At 75.8% G+C, this 18,142-nt stretch carries 18 protein-coding genes and 2 tRNA genes; 4 read left to right on the forward strand and 16 right to left on the reverse strand.

The annotated features are described in order from the left end of the window. Positions 1 to 1,042 (forward strand): Gfo/Idh/MocA family oxidoreductase (locus tag RI554_05505; protein ID MDR9391468.1); only part of this gene is annotated, 1,042 nt, incomplete at its 5' end. A 19-nt stretch (positions 1,043 to 1,061) separates the two neighbouring features. Here the strand turns inward: RI554_05505 and RI554_05510 are convergent. Continuing rightward, positions 1,062 to 1,400: a nucleoside triphosphate pyrophosphohydrolase family protein gene (locus RI554_05510; GenBank protein ID MDR9391469.1), complete on the reverse strand. Its 339-nt coding sequence runs from the start codon at positions 1,398 to 1,400 to the stop codon at positions 1,062 to 1,064. A 104-nt stretch (positions 1,401 to 1,504) separates the two neighbouring features. Here RI554_05510 and RI554_05515 point away from each other — a divergent pair. Next, a tRNA-Asn gene (locus RI554_05515) sits at positions 1,505 to 1,579 on the forward strand. Between the two features lie 93 nt (positions 1,580 to 1,672). On the opposite strand, the gene RI554_05520 is transcribed toward RI554_05515, so the two are convergent. Together RI554_05520 and RI554_05525 are read right to left on the reverse strand one after the other, a co-directional pair. After that, positions 1,673 to 2,803, reverse strand: a complete 1,131-nt coding sequence (locus RI554_05520; GenBank protein ID MDR9391470.1) for a site-2 protease family protein — start codon at positions 2,801 to 2,803, stop codon at positions 1,673 to 1,675. A 53-nt stretch (positions 2,804 to 2,856) separates the two neighbouring features. Beyond that, complete coding sequence (locus RI554_05525) at positions 2,857 to 3,141, reverse strand: hypothetical protein (GenBank protein MDR9391471.1); 285 nt, start codon at positions 3,139 to 3,141, stop codon at positions 2,857 to 2,859. A 63-nt stretch (positions 3,142 to 3,204) separates the two neighbouring features. Between RI554_05525 and RI554_05530 the strand changes: the two genes are divergently transcribed. Continuing rightward, positions 3,205 to 4,572 (forward strand): amidase family protein, encoded by a 1,368-nt coding sequence (locus RI554_05530; protein ID MDR9391472.1) that lies wholly within the window; start codon positions 3,205 to 3,207, stop codon positions 4,570 to 4,572. Positions 4,573 to 4,581: 9 nt separating this feature from the next. Here RI554_05530 and RI554_05535 read toward each other — a convergent pair whose 3' ends face one another. The 5 genes from RI554_05535 to RI554_05555 all read right to left on the reverse strand — a co-directional run bounded on the left by RI554_05535 (position 4,582) and on the right by RI554_05555 (position 8,106). Next, positions 4,582 to 5,523 carry a VUT family protein gene (locus RI554_05535; GenBank protein ID MDR9391473.1) on the reverse strand — a complete coding sequence of 314 codons (942 nt, stop codon included), beginning with the start codon at positions 5,521 to 5,523 and terminating at the stop codon, positions 4,582 to 4,584. A gap of 114 nt (positions 5,524 to 5,637) precedes the next feature. Further along, positions 5,638 to 5,714, reverse strand: a tRNA-Pro gene (locus RI554_05540). 37 nt (positions 5,715 to 5,751) lie between these two features. Beyond that, positions 5,752 to 6,309 carry a regulatory protein RecX gene (locus RI554_05545; protein MDR9391474.1) on the reverse strand — a complete coding sequence of 186 codons (558 nt, stop codon included), beginning with the start codon at positions 6,307 to 6,309 and terminating at the stop codon, positions 5,752 to 5,754. Continuing rightward, positions 6,306 to 7,481 (reverse strand): FtsX-like permease family protein, encoded by a 1,176-nt coding sequence (locus RI554_05550; protein ID MDR9391475.1) that lies wholly within the window; start codon positions 7,479 to 7,481, stop codon positions 6,306 to 6,308. The genes RI554_05545 and RI554_05550 overlap by 4 nt, the downstream gene beginning before the upstream one ends. A gap of 4 nt (positions 7,482 to 7,485) precedes the next feature. After that, the gene (locus RI554_05555; GenBank protein MDR9391476.1) at positions 7,486 to 8,106 is read right to left on the reverse strand and encodes a hypothetical protein; all 621 of its coding nucleotides are present in this window, start codon (positions 8,104 to 8,106) and stop codon (positions 7,486 to 7,488) included. A gap of 101 nt (positions 8,107 to 8,207) precedes the next feature. Here RI554_05555 and tgt point away from each other — a divergent pair, with 101 nt between their 5' ends. Continuing rightward, entirely contained in the window at positions 8,208 to 9,509 is a 1,302-nt protein-coding gene (gene tgt, locus RI554_05560) for a tRNA guanosine(34) transglycosylase Tgt (protein MDR9391477.1), read from the forward strand. Here tgt and RI554_05565 read toward each other — a convergent pair. From RI554_05565 to RI554_05600, 8 genes are all read right to left on the reverse strand, one after another. Beyond that, positions 9,463 to 10,095, reverse strand: coding sequence for a hypothetical protein (locus tag RI554_05565; GenBank protein MDR9391478.1), 633 nt, complete (start codon positions 10,093 to 10,095; stop codon positions 9,463 to 9,465). The genes tgt and RI554_05565 overlap by 47 nt on opposite strands. Then, positions 10,092 to 10,880: a pyrroline-5-carboxylate reductase gene (proC, locus tag RI554_05570; GenBank protein MDR9391479.1), complete on the reverse strand. Its 789-nt coding sequence runs from the start codon at positions 10,878 to 10,880 to the stop codon at positions 10,092 to 10,094. Before proC ends, RI554_05565 begins: the two co-directional genes overlap by 4 nt. 278 nt (positions 10,881 to 11,158) lie before the next feature. Next, entirely contained in the window at positions 11,159 to 11,737 is a 579-nt protein-coding gene (locus tag RI554_05575; protein MDR9391480.1) for an N-acetyltransferase, read from the reverse strand. Continuing rightward, the gene (gene argH, locus RI554_05580) at positions 11,734 to 13,155 is read right to left on the reverse strand and encodes an argininosuccinate lyase (GenBank protein ID MDR9391481.1); all 1,422 of its coding nucleotides are present in this window, start codon (positions 13,153 to 13,155) and stop codon (positions 11,734 to 11,736) included. Before argH ends, RI554_05575 begins: the two co-directional genes overlap by 4 nt. Continuing rightward, on the reverse strand, positions 13,152 to 13,676 hold the full coding sequence (locus tag RI554_05585; GenBank protein ID MDR9391482.1) for a GNAT family N-acetyltransferase: 525 nt from the start codon (positions 13,674 to 13,676) through the stop codon (positions 13,152 to 13,154). Before RI554_05585 ends, argH begins: the two co-directional genes overlap by 4 nt. After that, entirely contained in the window at positions 13,673 to 14,890 is a 1,218-nt protein-coding gene (locus RI554_05590) for an argininosuccinate synthase (protein ID MDR9391483.1), read from the reverse strand. The genes RI554_05585 and RI554_05590 overlap by 4 nt, the downstream gene beginning before the upstream one ends. Before the next feature lie 195 nt (positions 14,891 to 15,085). Beyond that, entirely contained in the window at positions 15,086 to 16,009 is a 924-nt protein-coding gene (locus RI554_05595; GenBank protein ID MDR9391484.1) for an EamA family transporter, read from the reverse strand. Beyond that, positions 16,006 to 18,142: hypothetical protein (locus RI554_05600; protein MDR9391485.1), on the reverse strand; the 2,137-nt coding region annotated here is incomplete at its 5' end. The genes RI554_05595 and RI554_05600, both read right to left, overlap by 4 nt.

Raw genomic sequence — 18,142 nt, forward strand, 5'->3', positions numbered from 1 at the left:
CCTTCTCGGCGCCGGTAGCATCTCCCGCGCGCACGCCGCGGGCTACCTCGCCGCCGGCGCGGACCTCGTCGCGATCGCCGACCCCGACGCCGACGCCGCCGCCCGGCGCGCCGAGGCGTACGGCATCCGGGGCGTGTACGCCGACGCCGCCGCGATGTTCGCCGACGCGGACCTCGACGTCGTCAGCATCGCCACGCCGGTCTCCACCCACCACGACCTGGTGCTCGCCGCCGCGGAGGCGGGGGTGCACGTCCTGTGCGAGAAACCGATCGCGCTCGACCTGGCGCAGGCCGACGCGATGATCGAGGCCGCCGCCGCGGCGGGCGTGACGCTGCAGATCGGGCACCAGATGCGCAGCGACGCGGCGATCCAACGGGCGCACGCCCTGATCGCGTCCGGCGCGATCGGCGACGTGGCGTTCGTGCGGCTCCGCCAGGCGCACGACTGGGGCGGGGCGGCGGAGGTGCGCCCCAGCTTCCAGACGCGCGCGTCGGGGGGCGGCGGCACCCTGCTCGACAACGGCGTGCACCTGATGGACCTCGCGCGGCATTTGGCCGGCGACGTCGAGGAGGTGTACGCCCGGATCGCGACGCGGCGCTGGCCGGTCGAGCTGGAGGACACCGCGCACGTATCGCTCCGCTTCGCCAGCGGCGCGCTCGGGTCGGTGGAGACCAGCTGGAGTGCGACGGGGTGGGAGGAGGGCTTCTGGGTGTACGGCAGCGCCGGTGCGCTGGAGTGGACCAACCGCCACGCCGACCCGGTCCTGGTGCGTTCCTCCCGCGCCTCGGGTGGGGGGGACTGGGCGACGACCGACGTGGCGCGCGAGACCTTCGCCGCACCGAAGAGCCACACGGCGCAGGTCGCGGCGTTCCTCGCCGCCGTCCGCGGCGAAGGGGTCGTGCCGGCCACCGGCACCGACGGGCGCGAAGCGGTCCGGTTGGTGTTGGCCGCCTACGATTCGGCCGGCCGCGGCCTCCCCGTCACGGTGGGGGAGGAGGCGTCCGACCTTCGCGCGGCGATGGCGGACGTCGCGCCCGCCTGACGCGGGGCGGGCGACCGGTTCAGCGGTCGTCGCCGGAGCCGTGAATCGCGCCGCGCTCCTGCCGGGACGCGAGCTTCGCGAGGTTCGTTTCGGCGACCTCGTCGAGGGAACTGCCGAGGTCGACCGCGACGCTCGCGACGTACCACAGCACGTCCCCCAACTCCTTCACGAGCGCGTCGCGGACGTCGTCGTCCAGCGCGGCGCCCGGCGTCCAGCCGCCGTCGCGCATCGCCTTGCCGAGCTTCTCGGCGACCTCGCCGGACTCGCCGGCGAGCTTGAGGACGGGGTAGAGCAGGGTGGCGTCGTTCGGGTAGCGCGCGGTGCTGCGCGCGCCGGTCTCGTACTCCTGAAGGGTCATGCCCCCAGCCTACCGGCCGGCGTCGCCCGCCGACGCCGGGCGTCGCTCGTCTTGTCCGTCCCGCGAGGCCCGTGCTACCCTCTACGGGCCCGAACGGGCGACGGTCGGCGGTAGCTCAGTGGTAGAGCGATCGGCTGTTAACCGATTGGTCGCAGGTTCGAATCCTGCCCGCCGAGCCAACGCACCCCGATGCGGGGACCGACGCGCACGCGACCTCGTCGCGTGCGCGTTCGCGTACGGACCCTGTGCCGGCGGGCGCTCCTCGCGCGGCCTCAGGCGTCGGCGTCGTCGAGGCGCCGGCGCGTCAGCCGCACCTGCAGACTGCGGAGCAGGTCGGTGCTGCTCACGATGCCGGCCAGGCTCCCCGCGGCGTCCTGCACGATCAGGCGCTGTCCATCCACCTCCGCGATCTTCGCGAAGGCGTCCGCCGCGCTTGCGGTGGGCGCGATCGTGGCGACCTCGCGCCGCATGACGTCCCCGACCGACGCGTCCCGCGGGGCCGCCTCGAGGTCCTGCAGCCGGAGCGTGCCCAGCAGGTCGCCGCCGGGCCCGACGACGGGGAAGAACACGTGCCGCCGGGCGATGACGGTGTCGACGAAGTCGGCGACCGACATCGACGCGCCGACGGTCTCCACCTCGCGCGTCATGATCTCGCGGACCGGGACGTCGTCGAGGACGTCGCGGACGATGGCGTGGCGGGTCTCCGCCTGCACGGCGGCGTAGACGAAGACGGCGATGGCGACGAGGAACAGGTTGAACGTCACGAGGCCGAACAGGCCCATGCCGACCGCCACGACCTGGCTGACGGTCGCCGCGATGCGGGTGGCGCGGAGCGGTCCGAGCGCCATCGCCAACAGTGCGCGCAGCACCCGACCGCCGTCCATCGGGAGGGCGGGCAGGAGGTTGAAGACCGCCAGGACGACGTTGACGGTCGCGAGGTAGGCGAGGACGACCAACGCGACGCCCGCCGACGCCCCCACGACCGCCACGACGCCCCCCAACCCCACGCCGAGCAGCAGGCTGGCGACGGGACCGGCGATCGCGACGATCGCCTCGTCGCGCGGGCGTTCGGGCATCTCGTCGAACTGCGCGATCCCGCCCAGGATCCACAGGCGGATCTCGCGGATCGTCACGCCGAACCGGCGGGCGACCAGCGCGTGCGCGAGCTCGTGCAGCAGCACGCTGAGCACCAGCCCGAGGGCGCCGGCCAAGCCCAGGAGCCAGGGGGTGGCGCCCGCCTCCAGGCGGGCGGGATCGACGTCGAGCGAGAGCAGGTCGGCGTACGTGCCGACGCGGGTCCCGATCAACCACGTCAGGAGCACCACCAGCAGCGCGAACGTCGCGTCGAGGCGGATGGGGATGCCGGCGATCGTGAACGGAAGGCGGTAGCCGGAACGCAGCATGCCGCACGCTACCGCCCGGCCGGAGGTGCGTCGGTGCGCGCTGGGCGCGGGGGTCAGTCCTCGTGCGTGCGGCGTTTCGCGGCGCCGGGCGGATCGGCGACCGCGAGGCGGGCGGCGGCCCAGGCGCGCTTCTTGTCCAGCTCCTCGTCGGGCGCGTCGTCGCCGAGGTCGGCGTAGTGCAGCACCGCCTCCTCGTTCGCGGCGAGCACCTGATTCAGGATCGCGTGCAGCGACTCGCGGACCGCCAACCCCTCGCGGAGCATGTCCTGCATCTCCAGGACGCGGTCCACGAGTTCGGCGTGCGGCATCGCTTCGAGTTCGCTGCGGGTGCGCTGCATGAGCCTCCTTCCCGCACTCTACCGCCCCGCCGGGCGGCACCGGGCCGCCCGGTATCGTGCGGCATGCCCGACCGCCCCGACGACCCCATGCTCCCCGACGACCCCACCCGAGCGACCCTGACCGCGCTGGCCGCCGCCTACCGGCGCGGAGCGGTGCGCCCGAGCGACGTGACCGAGGCCTGCCTCGCGCGCATCGAGCCGGGTCCGGTGTGGCGGACCGCGACCGCCGACCGCGCGCGGGCCGCGGCCCGCGCCGCCGACCGCGCGTTCGCCGCCGGCGTCGACCTCGGGCCGCTCCAGGGGATTCCGCTCGCGGTGAAGGACCTGTTCGACATGGCGGGGGAGATCTCCGCCGCCGGGTCGGCCGCGCGCCTCGCGCGCGGCGAGGTCGCCGCGGTCGACGCGCCGGTCGTGGCGCGCCTCGACGCGGCCGGCGCGGTGCTGCTGGGCCGGACGCACATGCCCGAGCTCGCCTTCTCCGGGCTCGGGCTCAACCCCCACGTCGGGACGCCCGACCGGGTGGGGGGGCCCGGCGAGGTGCCGGGGGGCTCCTCGAGCGGGTCCGCCGTCGCGGTCGCGCGGGGCGAGGCGGTCGCCGCCCTCGGGTCCGATACCGGCGGGTCGGTCCGCATCCCCGCGGCGTTCCAAGGCCTCGTGGGGCTCAAGGTGACCGACGGGGCGCTGCCCCCCGAGGGGATCGTGCCGCTGTCGACGACGCTCGATACGACCGGGCCGATCGCTCGAAGTGTGGAGGACGCCTGGGCGATGTGGCGGGCGTTGGCGGCCCTGCCGCCCGCCCCCATGCCGGACGCGCCGGGTGCGTTGCGCCTGGCGGCGCCGCCCACGGTGCTGCGCGAGGCGCTCGACGCGCCGGTCGCCGCGGCGTTCGATGCGGCGCTCGACGCCGTCCGCGCGGCGGGGCACGCCGTGGACGAAGCGCCGCGGCCCCTCCTAGCCGAGCTGCACGCGCTCTACCCTCGCTACGGGAGTTTCGCGGCGCACGAGGCGTGGGCGATCCACCAGGCGCTCCTCGAGGGGGGCGACCCGCCGGTCGATCGCCGCATCGCGGCGCGCATCCGCGCGGCGGAGGGGCGCCCGTCGAGCGACTACGTGCGGCTGCACCGCACGCGCGACGCGCTGCGGGCGGAGCTCTGGGCGGACCTGCAGGGCGTGGACGCGGTCCTCGCGCCGACCGTCGCCGTGACGCCGCCCGCGCGAGCCCCGCTCGAGGGGGACGACGACGCCTACGTCGCGGCGAACGGGGCGGTGCTGCGCAACACGACGCTCTTCAACCTGGCCGGGGGACCGGCGGCGACGCTTCCGCTCGATCCGGTCGCCGGGATCGGGCTGATGGTCGCGACCGCCCCCGGGCGCGAGGGGCACGCCCTGGCGGTCGCCGCGGCGGCGCGGGCCGCGCTCCGGTCGGCCTGACGGGCGCGCTCAGGCGCCTTCGGGTGTGAACGCGCGCGGGGTGGGCGGGGGCGTGCCCCCCTCGTCCTCGGGCGGCGCGGGCGGCGCGCCGCCCCGCGCGCGGAGCAGCAGGAGGGCGGTGACGAGCCCACTGCCGTACTTGACGGCGACGTCGGTGGTGATGACCTGCAGCATCCACGTCGCGGTCGCGAACGGCATGCCGGCGAACGCCAGGACGGTGAACAGGACGGTGTCGAGCGGAGCGGAGACGGCGTTGCTGCCCAGCACGCGGGTGAGCCAGCGGCGTCGGGCGAGGCGCTGGAAGATCTCCGTGTCCGCCGCCTCCGACGCGAGGATCGTGAAGAAGCTGACCGCGACGAAGCGAAGCGGCGTGGCGAGGGACAGGGCGGCCGCGACGTTCGCGAGGGCGGCGACCGCGATCATGGTGTAGACCGCGGGGCGCCCGAAGCGGTGGACGCGGTCGCGTTGCGTGAACGTCACGCCGAAGAACAGCGTGCCGACGTTGATCAGGAACCAGTCGCCCAGGGGAAGGAACGCGTCCAGCGTGTAGTTCGCGAGGAGGGTGGCGGCGACGTAGACGCTCATCGCGCCCACCATCTCCGCGCGGCGCGTGGGGAACGCCAATAGCAACGCCGCGCCCAGCACCGTGGTGCCGACGGCGGACAGGTCGGCGGGCGTCCCGATCCGCGCGGCGACGGGGACGGCGGCCAGCACGCCGGCGGCGAGCACGATCCCGCCGCGCGCGGCGGAGCGGCGTAGCGCCTGGGCGGCGGCGTCGGCGAACAACGCCCCGAAGAAGACGAGCGTCGCGAGCGGGAGGTGGTCGGGGGGCGTCTGGCCGAACCCGGCCATCCACAGGAGCGCGACCGCGCCGAACGTCACGCCGAGCGGCAGCAACGCGAGCCGCGCGAGGTCGGCGGGGCGGACGGTCGGAGCGGACGGGTGGTGCACGGGGACCTCCGGGGCGAACGCGAGGGGCTTCAGGGCGGGACGGTCAAGGCTCCGCGCAACGCGGCGCGCGCGGCGGTGACGACGTCGCCCCCCGGCGGGACCGGGGGGCGATGCTGGTCGGGGCGGGAGGATTCGAACCTCCGACCCCCTCGTCCCGAACGAGGTGCGCTACCAGACTGCGCTACGCCCCGACGCGAAGGAAAAGAATAGCAGCCCCCGGGGGGGTGGTCAAACGGAGCGGCCGCCGCCGCCCTCGGGCGCCGCGCCGTCGCCCTCGGGGTCGGGGGGGTCGGCGTCGTCGGGCGCGGCCGCCTCGTCGACCGGAAAGGCGTCCTCGACCAGGTCGCGGACGACGTCGCCGGGAAAGCCGCGGCGCGTCAGGAACGCCCCCGCCTTCGCGCGGTTCGCGCGCGGGTCGGACGCGGCGAAGCGCCAGCGTTCCTTCGCCAGTACGCCGGCCGCCGCCTCGCGCTGCTGCGCGTCGTCGAGCTCCCCGAGGAGCGTCTCGCGCGTCGCTTCGTCCAGGCCGCGGCGGGCGAGCTCCCGCGCCAACGCCAGGCGTCCCTTCCGGTGGGCGCGACCGCGGACGTGGGCCGCCCCGACGCGCGCGTCGTCGAGCAGCTCCAGGTCCGCGAGGCGCGCGAGCGCCGCCGTTGCGGAGGCGTCGTCGACCCCGCGGCGCGCGAGGCGCGCCGCGAGCTCCTGGCGGGTGTAGTCGCGTTGGGCGAGCAGGCGCAGCAGGTACGCGACCGCGTCTCCGACCGGATCGGGGGGCGCGTCGCTCACCGCAGGACCGAACTCGGGTCGAGGCGCGCCGCGCGGCGCGCGGGGAGGAGGCCGGCGACGGCGCTGGTGACGAGCGACACCGCCGCGACCCAGGCGACGTCGAACGCCGCGACCTCCACCGGGAGGCGGGTGATGAAGTACAGGTCCCCCGGGAGGGGAAACGGCTGGACGCGGAAGTACGCCGAGACGGCCAGGCCCAGCCCCACCCCGAGGAGCGTGCCGCCGCCCCCCAACAGCAGGCCCTCGAGCGTGAACGTCGCCAGCACGTCCCGCTCGCGCGCCCCGAGCGCCCGCAACGCGGCGATCTCCTTCGTCTTCTCCGCGACCGTGAGCACCAGGACGTTGGCGATGCCCATCGCCGCGACGAGGACGATGAGGAACACCACGACGGAAATGACCGCCTTCTGCAACCGCAGTTGCGTCACGAGCCCCCCGAACAACGACGACCAGGGGATCGCCCGCATGCCGACGTCGGCGGCGAGCGCGCGGCCGACCTCGCCGGCGCGGCTCGGGTCGGTCAGGCGCAGGTGGTAGCCGCTGATCGCGCCCGGGGCGTCGAGCATCCGCTGCACCGTCGCGAGGGAGGCGTACGAGGCGACGCCGTCGATCAGTTCGTTGCCGACCCGGAAGCTCGACGCCACCTCGAACCGCGTGCGGTTCCCGTCGATGTCCTGCACGAGGACCTCGTCGCCGTCGAGGACCCCGAGCGACAACCCGAGCGACCCCCCGAGCACCAGCCCCCCGGCGGCGAGCGCGTCGCCGGCCGCGCGAAGCGCCGGGAGGTCCAGGACCGCGGTTTGCGCGGCGGGATCGACGCCCAACAGTTGCGTGTAGCCCTGCCGACCGGTCACGCCGAGCGTCGCGTCGGCGCGCCGCGCGATGAGCGCCTCGACGGCGAGGAACGGGGCGACCGCCACGACCTCGGGGTGCGCCGCGAGGCGCGCCTCGACGTCGTCCCGGGCGGCGGTCCGGCCGTCGGCTTCGTACGTGCGGAGCGTGACGTGCGGCGTCGCGCGGAGGGTGCTGCTCAGGAGTTCGTCGATGAAGCCGTTCGTCAGGGACAACGCGGTGATCAACACCGCGACCCCGACCGCGACGCCGCCCAGCGTCAGGGTGGTCTGCAGGCCGCGCCGCCGCACGTGCGCGAGGGCGAGGTACAGCGGCGTGGGCACGACGTCAGCGGGCGCGGGCGAGGAGCGGATCGGGGCCGTCGAACGCCGCCGCGGCCCGGTCGAGGTGGGGCCCGTCGTAGCCGTAGCGCACGACGGTGACCTCGACGTTCCGGACGCCCCACGCGACGGCGCTGGCGTAGTCCTCGAACCACACGTCCAGCTGGTTCGTCTTGCGGGCGTGCATGGTGTCCTCGACCACGAACGGACCGTGCCGGTCGAGGAGGCTTTGGAAGTAGCCGGCGCCGCCGCCGCGGGCGCTGCCGAGGTCGGTGAGGCGGACGAGGGAGCCGTACGGCAGGTCGTCGCTCAGCAGGTCGCGGCTCACCGCGACGACCCCGAAGCGGGTCGACGTCCCGGTGGCCGTGACGTCGGGCGTCGCGTCGGTCTGCTCCGGCAGGGAGTTGTAGCCGGTCGCGCGCACGCGCAGCGTCGGCGTGGCGGGGGGGCCGTGCGCCGGGCCGTCGGGATGGGCGCCGTGCAGCGGCGCGTCGAGGACGCGGACCTCCGCCTCGACGCGCAGGTCGACCGGCGCGCCGCGATCCAGGATCGCGCCGAGGCCGACGACGGCCAGCGCGAGGGCGGCGACGGTGGAACGCGCGACGGTGGGGGCGGCGAGCTGCGGCACGGGCCCTCCCTTCTGGCGCGACGCTAGCATCGCCGCGTGACGCGAACGTGACGCCGGCCGACGCGCGCGGGGGGGTACCGCCGCGCTACCATGACGCCGCCATGCCCGCCGTCACCCTCGACGTCCTCGCCCGCGACGGTGCCGCCCGCACCGGCCGCCTCACGACGGCGCACGGCGCCGTCGCGACGCCGGCCTTCGTCGGAGTCGCGACGCAGGGCACCGTCAAGAGCGTCCCGCCGGAGGCGGTGGCGGAGACCGGCACCCAACTCCTGTTCGCGAACACGTACCACCTGTACCTCCGGCCCGGCGCGGAGATCGTGGCCGCCCACGGCGGCCTGCATCGCTTCATGGGCTGGGACGCGCCGATCCTCACCGACTCCGGCGGGTTCCAGGTGTTCAGTCTCGGGGCCGGCATCGAGCACGGCGTGGGGAAGGTCGCGTCGATCTTCCCCGGGGAGGCGGGCGCCGCGGCGGGCGCCCCGCCCGCCCGGCCGGGGGGCGGGCTGGTGCGCGTCGGGGAGGACGAGGTCGAGTTCACCAGCCACGTCGACGGCTCCCGACACGTGTTCACGCCGGAACGCTCGATTCACGTCCAGCGGGCGTTGGGCGCGGACGTCGTGCTGGCGTTCGACGAGTGCACGAGCCCGCTCCACGACGAGGGGTATACCGCCGCGAGCGCGGAGCGGACGCACCGCTGGGCGGAGCGTTCGCTCCGCGCGTTCGTGGAGAGCGACGCCCGCCACGGCTACCCGCAGGCGCCGTACGGCGTCGTGCAGGGCGGCGCCTTCGAAGCGGTCCGGCGGGCGTCGGCCCGGACCCTCGCCGCGATGCGGGTGCAGGGGCGGGGGTTCGACGGCTTCGCGATCGGAGGGAACCTGGGCGACACGCGCGAAGCGATGTACCGGGTGCTGGACTGGACGGTGCCGGAGTTGCCCGACGGGCCGCCCCGCCACCTGTTGGGGATCGGCGACGTCCCCAGCGTCTTCGAGGCGGTCGAGCGGGGCGTCGATACGTTCGACAGCGTCGCGCCGACCCGAAACGCCCGCAACGGCGGGGTGTTGCGGCGCTTGGACGACGACGGCACGCCGCTGCCGTCGTTCCGGATGAACCTCAAGAACGCGCGCTTCCGCGACGACCTGCGCCCCATCGACGAGGGCTGCGGGTGCGCGACGTGCCGGACCTACAGCCGCGCCTACCTGCGGCACCTGCTGAAGGCCAACGAGCAGCTCGGCCCGCAGTTGGCGACGGTGCACAACCTGCACTTCATGGCGGACCTGATGCGACGGATCCGCGAAGCGATCGCCGCCGGCCGCTTCGCGGACCTCAAGCGCGCCTGGTTGGCGCCCCTCGAGACGGTCAGGGACCGACCTCCAGGAGGTCCACCTGCGTCCCGTCCGGCGTGAGTCGCCGCACGACCCCGACGCCGGGGACGACGAACAGGTCGACGCGGCTGCGGGCGCCGCTGCTGGTCGTCACCGTCCGGCGGACGTGCACGGCGTTGAAGCGCCCGGCGGGCGTGCGCACCCCGCGCGGACCGACGACCTCCCCCTCGACCGTCCACGTCAGGTCGCCCGCCCGGGCGGTCCCCCGCCAGGTCGCGCCCGCCGTCAACGGCGGGGCGGGGAACAGTGGGAGGGGTGGGTCGTAGCGGGTCACGACGCCGCCCGCGGCGGTGCCGTACGAGCGGACGCCGGCGGCGTCCACGACCAGCAACTCCTCGCTGATCGGCACGCCCGCTAGGGCGTGCGTCCGCCGGAGCGCGACGGCGTCCTCCGCGAGGCCGTCGGGGGGCGACGTCCACGCCGACAGGCGTTGCGTTTCGCCGTCCTCGTAGGTCCAGGTGGTGCCCGGCGTCGCCGGGTAGTACCCCGCTTGGGCGGCCGCCAGGCCGCCCTGGAGCAGGGCGGCGAGGGCGACGAGGGCGAGGGTCGCCCGGTGCGCGACCGACCGGCGGCCCCGGGCGGGCCTCCGTCCGGCCGCGCCGGTCACGTGTCGTCCCCGCCGGAGAGGGCTCGTGCGCGGGCGGTGGCGGCCTCGACCGCCTCCATCAATGCGAACCGGGTGCCGTGCCGCTCGAGCTCCCGGACGCCGGCGATGGCGGTCCCTCCTGCCGACGCGACCTCGTCCTTGAGGTCGGCGGGGCCGTCCTCCTCCAGGAGGGCGGCGGCGGCGCGCAGCACGTCGCGCGCCAACGCGCGCGCCTCCTCCCGCCCGAAGCCGGCGCGGACCCCGCCGTCGGCGAGGGCTTCGGCGACGAGGGCGGCGTAGGCGGGGCCGGACCCCGCGAGGCCGGTGAAGGCGTCGAAGCGCGCTTCGGGGAGGGGATGGACCCGCCCGACCGCCTCGAACAACGCCTCGGCGAAGGCGACGTCCTCCGCGGTCGCGTCCGACAGCGACGCGAGGGCGGTGGAGGACACGCGAGCGCGCGCGCCGAGGTTCGGCATGGCGCGAATCACGCGGCGGCTCCCGACCCGGCGCGCGATCGCGTCGGCGGGGACGCCCGCCATGATCGACACGTAACAGCCGCCGCGCCGCGCGATCAGCGGCGCGACGCGTTCGAACGCCTGCGGCTTCACGCCGATCAGGACCCGTTCGGCGCGGTGGACGCCGTCGTCGTCGAGCGTCGCGACGCCGTGCGCGGCGGCGAGCGCCGCCCGCCGGTCGGGGTCGGGATGGTAGATCCCGACGTCGTCGGCCTCCAGCACGCCGGCGCGGAGGGCGCCGGTCAGGACCGCGCCGCCCATCTTGCCGGCCCCTACGATGGCGAGTTTCACGTGGCCTCCTCTCCGTTCGAGGCGTCAGCCTACCGCGCCGACGTCCGCTCGGGCGTGCCCGTGGCCGGGCGGCGGACGGCGGCCCCGACCGCCGCCCCGACGGCGTCGGCCCGCGCGTCCCACGCGGCGGCGGTCCGGCCGGGACGGCGTGCGCGACCGCGTCGGCGAACGGCACGTCGAGCCGGCCCGCTCCGGGTGGGGCGGGCCGGCTCGGAGCGCCCGGCGATGCCGGCAGGGGCGCGCCGGTGGGGGATGCGGGGGGCGCACGCCGGTGCGGTTCAGCGGATGCCGGGCGGCACCTGCGCCTGCGGTGGTTCGGGCAGGTCCGCGGGCATGGGGACGCCCTCGAGGCGTTTGGCGACCGCGGTTTCGTTGCAGCCGACGAAGAACGGGCAGCGCAGGCACTCGCTCCAGACGCGGGGGTGCAGGTCGCGGGTCTTGTCGATGACGTCGAACCCGCACTTCTCGAAGAACGGCACGGAGTACGTCCACGCGAACAGGCGGGGGATGCCGATGCGGCGCGCTTCGGTTTCGCAGGCGTCGACGAGGGCGGTGCCGACGCCGCGCGCCTGCACGTCGGGGGCGACGGCGAGGCCGCGGACCTCCGCGATGTCGCCCCACAGGACGTGCAGCGCGCCGTTCCCGGCGAACCGCGTGGTGCCGTCGGGCGCCACGAGCTCCGCGACGACGAAATCGCGGAGGTTCTCGAAGATGCTCGGCATCGGCCGGACCAGCATGCGGCCCTCGGTCGCCCAGTGCCCGATCGTCTCGAAGATGCGGGGGACGTCCTCGGCGCGGGCGGGCCGCACCCGGAGGGTGGCGTCGTCGGGCGCGACGGCGCTCACGGCGCCGCTCACGGCGCCGCTCCCACCGGGGGCTCCTCGGGCCCGTGCGCCGCGAGCGACGCGCGGAGCGCCGCGATGCGTTCCGCGACGCGGGCGGGCGCGGTCCCGCCGAAGCTGTCGCGCGCCGCGACGACCGCATCGAGATCGAGGACGCCGTAGGCGTCCGCGTCGAGCGCCGGGTGTTCCGCCTGCAGCACCTCGAGCGGCAGCGCCTCGAGTGGGACGCCGCGCTCGAGAGCGTGCGCGACCAGGCGCCCGACGACCTCGTGCGCTTCGCGGAACGGGACGCCCCGCTTCGCGAGGTGGTCGGCGAGGTCGGTGGCGTTCGCGTAGGCCGCGCCCGCCGCGGCGTGCATGGCGTCCGGCTTCGCCTCGATGCGTGGCACCAACTCCGCCTGCAGCGTCAGGCACGCCCGCAACGTCGCGACGGCGTCGAAGACGCCCTCCTTGTCCTCCTGCATGTCCTTGTTGTACGCGAGCGGGAGCCCCTTCATGACGGTCAGGAGGCCCATCAACGCGCCGTAGACGCGGCCGGTCTTCCCGCGGATGAGTTCGGGGACGTCGGGGTTCTTCTTCTGCGGCATGATGCTGCTGCCGGTCGTGTGGCTGTCGGGCAGCTCGACGAAGCCGAACTCCTGCGACGACCAGAGGATCAACTCCTCCGACATGCGCGAGAGGTGCATCATCACCACCGCCGCGGCGGACAGGAACTCGAGGGCGAAGTCGCGGTCGCTGACCGCGTCCAACGAGTTCTCCGCGGGGCCGGCGAAGCCCAACAGCGTCGCGGTCCGGTGGCGGTCGATGGGGAAGGTCGTGCCGGCGAGGGCGCCCGCCCCGAGCGGGGAGACGTCGAGGCGCTTCAGCACGTCGCGGAGCCGGTCCTCGTCCCGCGCGAACATCTCCTGCCAGGCCAGCAGGTGGTGCGAGAAGGCGACCGGTTGCGCGACCTGGAGGTGCGTGTAGCCCGGCAGCACGACCCCCTGCCACCGGTCGGCGGCGTCGACGAGCACCTCCCGGTTGCGGCGCAGCAGAGCCAGCAGGACCCGCACGTGCCGCCGCAACCAGAGGCGCAGGTCGGTCGCGACCTGGTCGTTGCGGCTGCGGGCGGTGTGGAGCTTCCCCCCGACCGGCCCGATGCGTTCGGTCAGGGCCGCCTCGAGGTTCATGTGGACGTCCTCGAGGGCGACCCGCCAATCGAAGCGGTCGCGTTCGACGTCGCGGCGCAGGTCCTCGAGGCCGCGCAGGATCGCGGCGGTCTCCTCGGCCGTGAGGATGCCGGTCTCGCCCAGCATGGTGGCGTGCGCGACGGACCCGTCGAGGTCGTCGAGCGCCATCGCTTTGTCGACGTCGATCGACGCGTTGAACGCCTCGACGAGCGCGTCGGTGTCGCCGACGAAGCGGCCCCCCCACATGCGCGGTCCGTCGCTCATGGCGTCGCCTCGTGCGGGGCGGCGTCGGTCTGGCGTTGCCAGACCCCCCCGACGCGCTTGCGCATGCGGACCGCCCCGGCCTCCGTGCCGGCGTCGCGGTAGCCGAGACGCAGGTAGTACGCGCGCAGGTCGGCGTGGTCGGCGGGGAGGTCGAGGGTCAGGTGGGGCACGGCGCGCTTGATGGCGAGCGCTTCGAGTTTCGTCATCAACCAGCGCCCGAACCCCTGGCCGCGCGCGTCGGGACGCGTCGCGATGCGGTCGAGATGCCACCCGCCCCCCTGCCAACGCCACCGGAGGGCGCACAGCGCCTCCCCGCGATCGTCCTCGAGCACGACCGCGCCGCCGTCCGCCAGCCACGCTCGCATGCCGGCCTCGTCCTCGCCGGAGGGGTCGGCGCCGTCCGCGTCCCGACCGACGCGCCAGAGGGCGGCCAGGCGGGCGGCGTCCGTTTCGCCGGCCCAGCGGAGGCGGGCCGCTTCGTAGGCGCGTCCGGACCCGAGGGGGGCGGCGTCCTCGCTCACGCGTCGCCCGAGTCGTCGGCCAGCTGCCGCGCGATGCGCAGCCGCAGGGCGTTGAGCTTGATGAAGCCGTCCGCGTCGCCCTGGTCGTACACGTCGTCCTCTTCGAACGTCACGACGTCCTCGCGGTAGAGGCTGTGGGGGCTGCGGCGCCCGAGGATCGTGACCGATCCCTTGTACAGCTTCAGGCGGGCGGTGCCGGTGACGGGGCGCTGCACGTGATCCATGAACGCCTGCATCGCTTCGCGTTCGGGGGCGTACCAGAACCCGTCGTACACCGCTTGGGCGTACGTCGGCACCATCTCGTCGCGGAGCTTCAGGACCTGCCGGTCGAGGGTGAGTTGTTCGACCGCCTTGTGGGCGTGGAACAGCAACGTCCCGCCGGGCGTCTCGTAGCACCCGCGGGACTTCATGCCGACGAAGCGGTTCTCGACGAGGTCGACGCGTCCGACGCCGTGCGCGCCGGCGATGGCGTTCGCCGTTTCGAGCAGCTCGACGGGGGCGAGGCGTTCGCCGTCGATGGCGACCGGATCGCCGTGCTCGAAGTCGATCTCCACGACGCGGGCTTCGTCCGGTGCGGCCTCGGGGTCGGTCGTGCGCCGCCACATGCCGGCCGGCGGTTCGGTCCAGGGGTCCTCGAGGACGCCGCCTTCGTAACTGACGTGGAACAGGTTGGCGTCCATCGAGTAGGGCTTCTCCTTGCTGACGGGGACGTCCATGTCGCGCTCGCGCAGCCACGCGATCAGGTCCTCGCGGCCCCCGAGGTCCCACTCGCGCCAGGGTGCGACGACGCGGATGTCGGGCGCCAACGCGTAGGCGGACAGCTCGAAGCGCACCTGGTCGTTGCCCTTCCCGGTCGCGCCGTGCGAGACGGCGTCCGCGCCGTCGCGCTCCGCGATCTCGACCATGTGTTTCGCGATCAGGGGGCGCGCGAAGCTGGTGCCGAGCAGGTAGTACCCCTCGTACAGCGCGCCGCTGCGCAGGACGGGGAACACGAAGTCGCGGACGAACGCCTCGCGCAGGTCGACGGCGTACGCCTTCGTCGCGCCCGTCGCGAGGGCGCGGCGTTCCGCCTCCTCGACCTCCTCCCCCTGCCCGATGTCGGCGGTGAAGGCGATGACCTCGGCGTCGTAGGTTTCCTTCAGCCAGGCGAGGATGACGGAGGTGTCGAGACCTCCGGAGTAGGCGAGCACGACTTTCGAGACGTCGGACGGCATGCGGGCCTCCTAGGCGGATGCCCCACGGGGCATCCGCCGACCGCGGCGGTGACGCCCGTGGGTGAGGGGGTCAGGGGCGTCGGGCGCGGCGGGGGAGGAGGGGGGTCGCGGGGGTGGCCATGGGGGGCGATTCGGCGCGCGTGCAAGGTCATGCAGCGCGGATGCGCATCAAGGTAGCACCGTCTCCGACGGCGGTCAAGCGGCCCGCGGGGGCGGCGCGGCGGGGGCGGACGCCCCGTCCGGCGGCGCGACGTCCCGCCGCGCGGCGAGGCCGACCGCCACGGCGGCGGCGAGGACGAGGACCGCGCCGAGCGCCCCGACCGCCCCGAGCCGTTCCCCGAACCACACCCAGGCGAGGGCGCCGGCGACGACCGGTTCGACCGTCGCGACGACCACCGCGAGCGAGGCGCGGGCGCGTTTCAGCCCGAGGCCGTACACGAGGTAGGCGACGTACGTCGAGACGAGCGCGAGGGCCGCGAGGAGCGTCCACGCGACCGGGGGTTTCGCGCTCCACGCGACGAACGGGGCGAGACCGAGCGCGCCGAGGGGCAGCACGACGGCGTACAGCGCTTCGGGCCGGCGGCCGTGCAGGAGGCGTTTGCCGAGGAGGTAGTAGCTGGCGTAGCCGAGGCCGGCCGCGAGGCCCCACGCGACGGCGGCGGGGGTGGGCGCGACGGTGCCGCCGGCCTCCGCTCCGGTGGCGACCAACGCCACCCCGAGGGTGGCGGCGGCCACCCACGCCCACTGGCGGCGGCCGGGGCGTTCGCCGAGGACGGGGCCCGCCAGGAGCGTCACCCAGGCGGGGGCGGTGTAGAGCAGCACGAAGGCGACGGCGATCCCCCCGGTTTCGACCGCGCGGGCGATGGCGACGTAGAACGCCGTGACGCCGACCGCGGCGAACAGCGCGACGCCCCCCACCGAGCGCCGGTCGAAGCGCCGCAGCGAACCGGCCAGCGTCGCGTGCAACGCGAAGGCGGCGCCGGCGAACGTCGCGCGCCAGAAGGCGATCTCGATCGCGCCCATCCCGAGGGCGAGGAGGCCGGCGGTGAAGACGCCCAGCAGCCCCCACAGGACCGCTGCGAGGAGGACGAGGAGGAGGCCGACCCCTTCGCGCGTCACCGGCGGACGCCGCGCGCTTCGGGGAGACCGAAGGCGCGGGCGAGCTCCGGCTCGCGTTCGCGCAGCCCCCACATCCGTTCCCGGTCGTGGAGGGTCTCGACGACGAAGCCGACGAGGTTCACCGCGTACAGGGCGGCGAGGAGCCCCCAGGAGACGACCGGCGCGAGCCCGAGCGGGCCGGCGCCGCCCCCCTGCGCGCCGAGGAGGGCGTCGGCCCCGAGGAGCGCCCAGGGCACCAGCAGCAGCAGACCCCAGCCTTCGTCGGCGTGCCCGGCGCCGGGCACCACGAGCGCCAACAGGTGGTACGCGAACGTGCGGGGGGCCCGCCGGAGGAGGCGGGGGCGGGGCACGAGCAGCTGCAGCGTCGTGCCGAGCGCCAGGAGCGCCGCCAGGCCGAGCGCCGCCCCGCCGGCCCAGGCGGGGACGCCCGCCGGGAGGGCGGCGGGCAGCGCGGCCCAGGGGCGGCGGACGGCGTCGGCGAGGGCGGCCCGCAGGTCCGCGCCGGCGGCGCGGCGCACCTCGTGCGGCGTGGGCACGGCGTACAGCGGCGCGTCGGGCGTCAGGGTCGCGTGGAGGGGGGAGGGGTCGGGCCCGCGGCCGAGCGCCCAGCGGGCGACCGGTTCGCGCGGGTCGAGCGCGAGGGCCGCTTCGAACGCCGCGACGCGGGCGGCGCCCCCGTCGGGCGCGTCGAGCGTCGCGAGGTTCGTTCGCGCCTCCGCCAGGTCCCCCGCCGCGCGCCACGCGTCGAGGGCGGCCGCCCGGTCGCCGCGCTGCAGGTGACCGAGCCCGCGCAGCAGGTCGGCGTACGGACCGTCGGGGAGCGAAGCGAGGGCGCGCTGGGCGTCCTCGCTGGCGAGCGTGCCGGACCGGAGGGCGGGGGCGACGTCCGCCCCGCGGGCGTGGGTCCCCGCGATCACCAGCTGCGTCGCGGCGGCCAGCAGGAGGGCGAGGAGGACCAGCTTCTCGGTGGTGCTCGCGTAGCGCGGCGCCCACGCCCGCCCGAGGGCGACCGGGTGGCGTCCCCGTTCGCGGCGTTGCTTGAGGAGCAGGTGTTGCGCCCGCCAGGCCTTCGCCACGATCGTGGTCCACACCAGCGCGAAGGTGGCGGCGAGGGCGGCGGCCCCCCATACCCCCAGGCGCCCCAACGCCGCGACGGTGGCGGCGGCGGGGTCGCGGGCGAGGCCGGGACGCAGCGCCTCGGCGCGGGCCCGCCACGTCGCAGCGTCCGGGTCGTCGGCGGCGGCGAGGGCGTCGGCGGCCGCGGCGAGGGCGGCGCGCGAGGCGGGCACCTGCGGGGCGGCGACCCGCCAGGCGGCGGGCGCGAGGATGCGGACGCGGGGGACGTCGCCGGCCTCCGCCGCGGCGTGCAGGGCGGCGTCGGGGAAGCCGTACGCCGCGCGGAGCGCCGGGTCGGTGGCGAGCCGCGGGTCGTACCCGCGGGCCGCAAGGTCGCGGGCGGCCGCCTCGAACGTCGTGCGGGCGAGGTCGCTGCGGCCGGCGTCGAGGAGGGCGGTCGCGACCCCGAACGCCTCGAAGAACGGCGCGGCGGCGGCGGCGTCCGCCGCGGCGCGCCAGCGGGCGTCGTCCTCGGGCGCGGCCTGCGCGGCGCGCAGCGCGCGCCACGGGTCGGTCGGGTCCCGTTCGGCGGCGGCGACCGGGTCGGCGGCGTCCGCGGCGCCGCGCCGCAGCGCGGTGAAGGTCGCGGGGGCGACCCCGAAGCGGACCGGGGGGCCGGCCGTGCTCGGGTCGACGGTGCGGACGGTGGTACCGCCGTCGGCGAGGGCGTACCCGACGCGCAGGGCGTCCCCGTCCGCGGCGAGGGCGGTGGCGGGGCCGGGCAGGGCTCGCCGCTGCGTCGCGACGCCGGTGGCGGGGTCGAGGCGGACGAGGGAGGCTCCCTGCGCGAACCAGACGCCGTCGGGCCGGACGACGGCCGCCGTGAGGGGCCCGCCGGCGGGGGAGCGCGCGTGCCGCCAGGGCGTGGCGTCGCCCCGGCGGGCGACGAGGGTCGCGCCGTCGCGGGTGACGTCGAGGTCGGGACGGGAGGGGGACCGGGTGGGGGGCGCGGCCGTGGGGGAGACGTCGGTGGTCGTGACGTCGGTCGCCGTGAGGGGGGTCGCCGTGAGGGGGGTC

The sequence above is a fragment of the Trueperaceae bacterium genome (assembly GCA_031581195.1).
Lineage (GTDB): Bacteria > Deinococcota > Deinococci > Deinococcales > Trueperaceae > SLSQ01.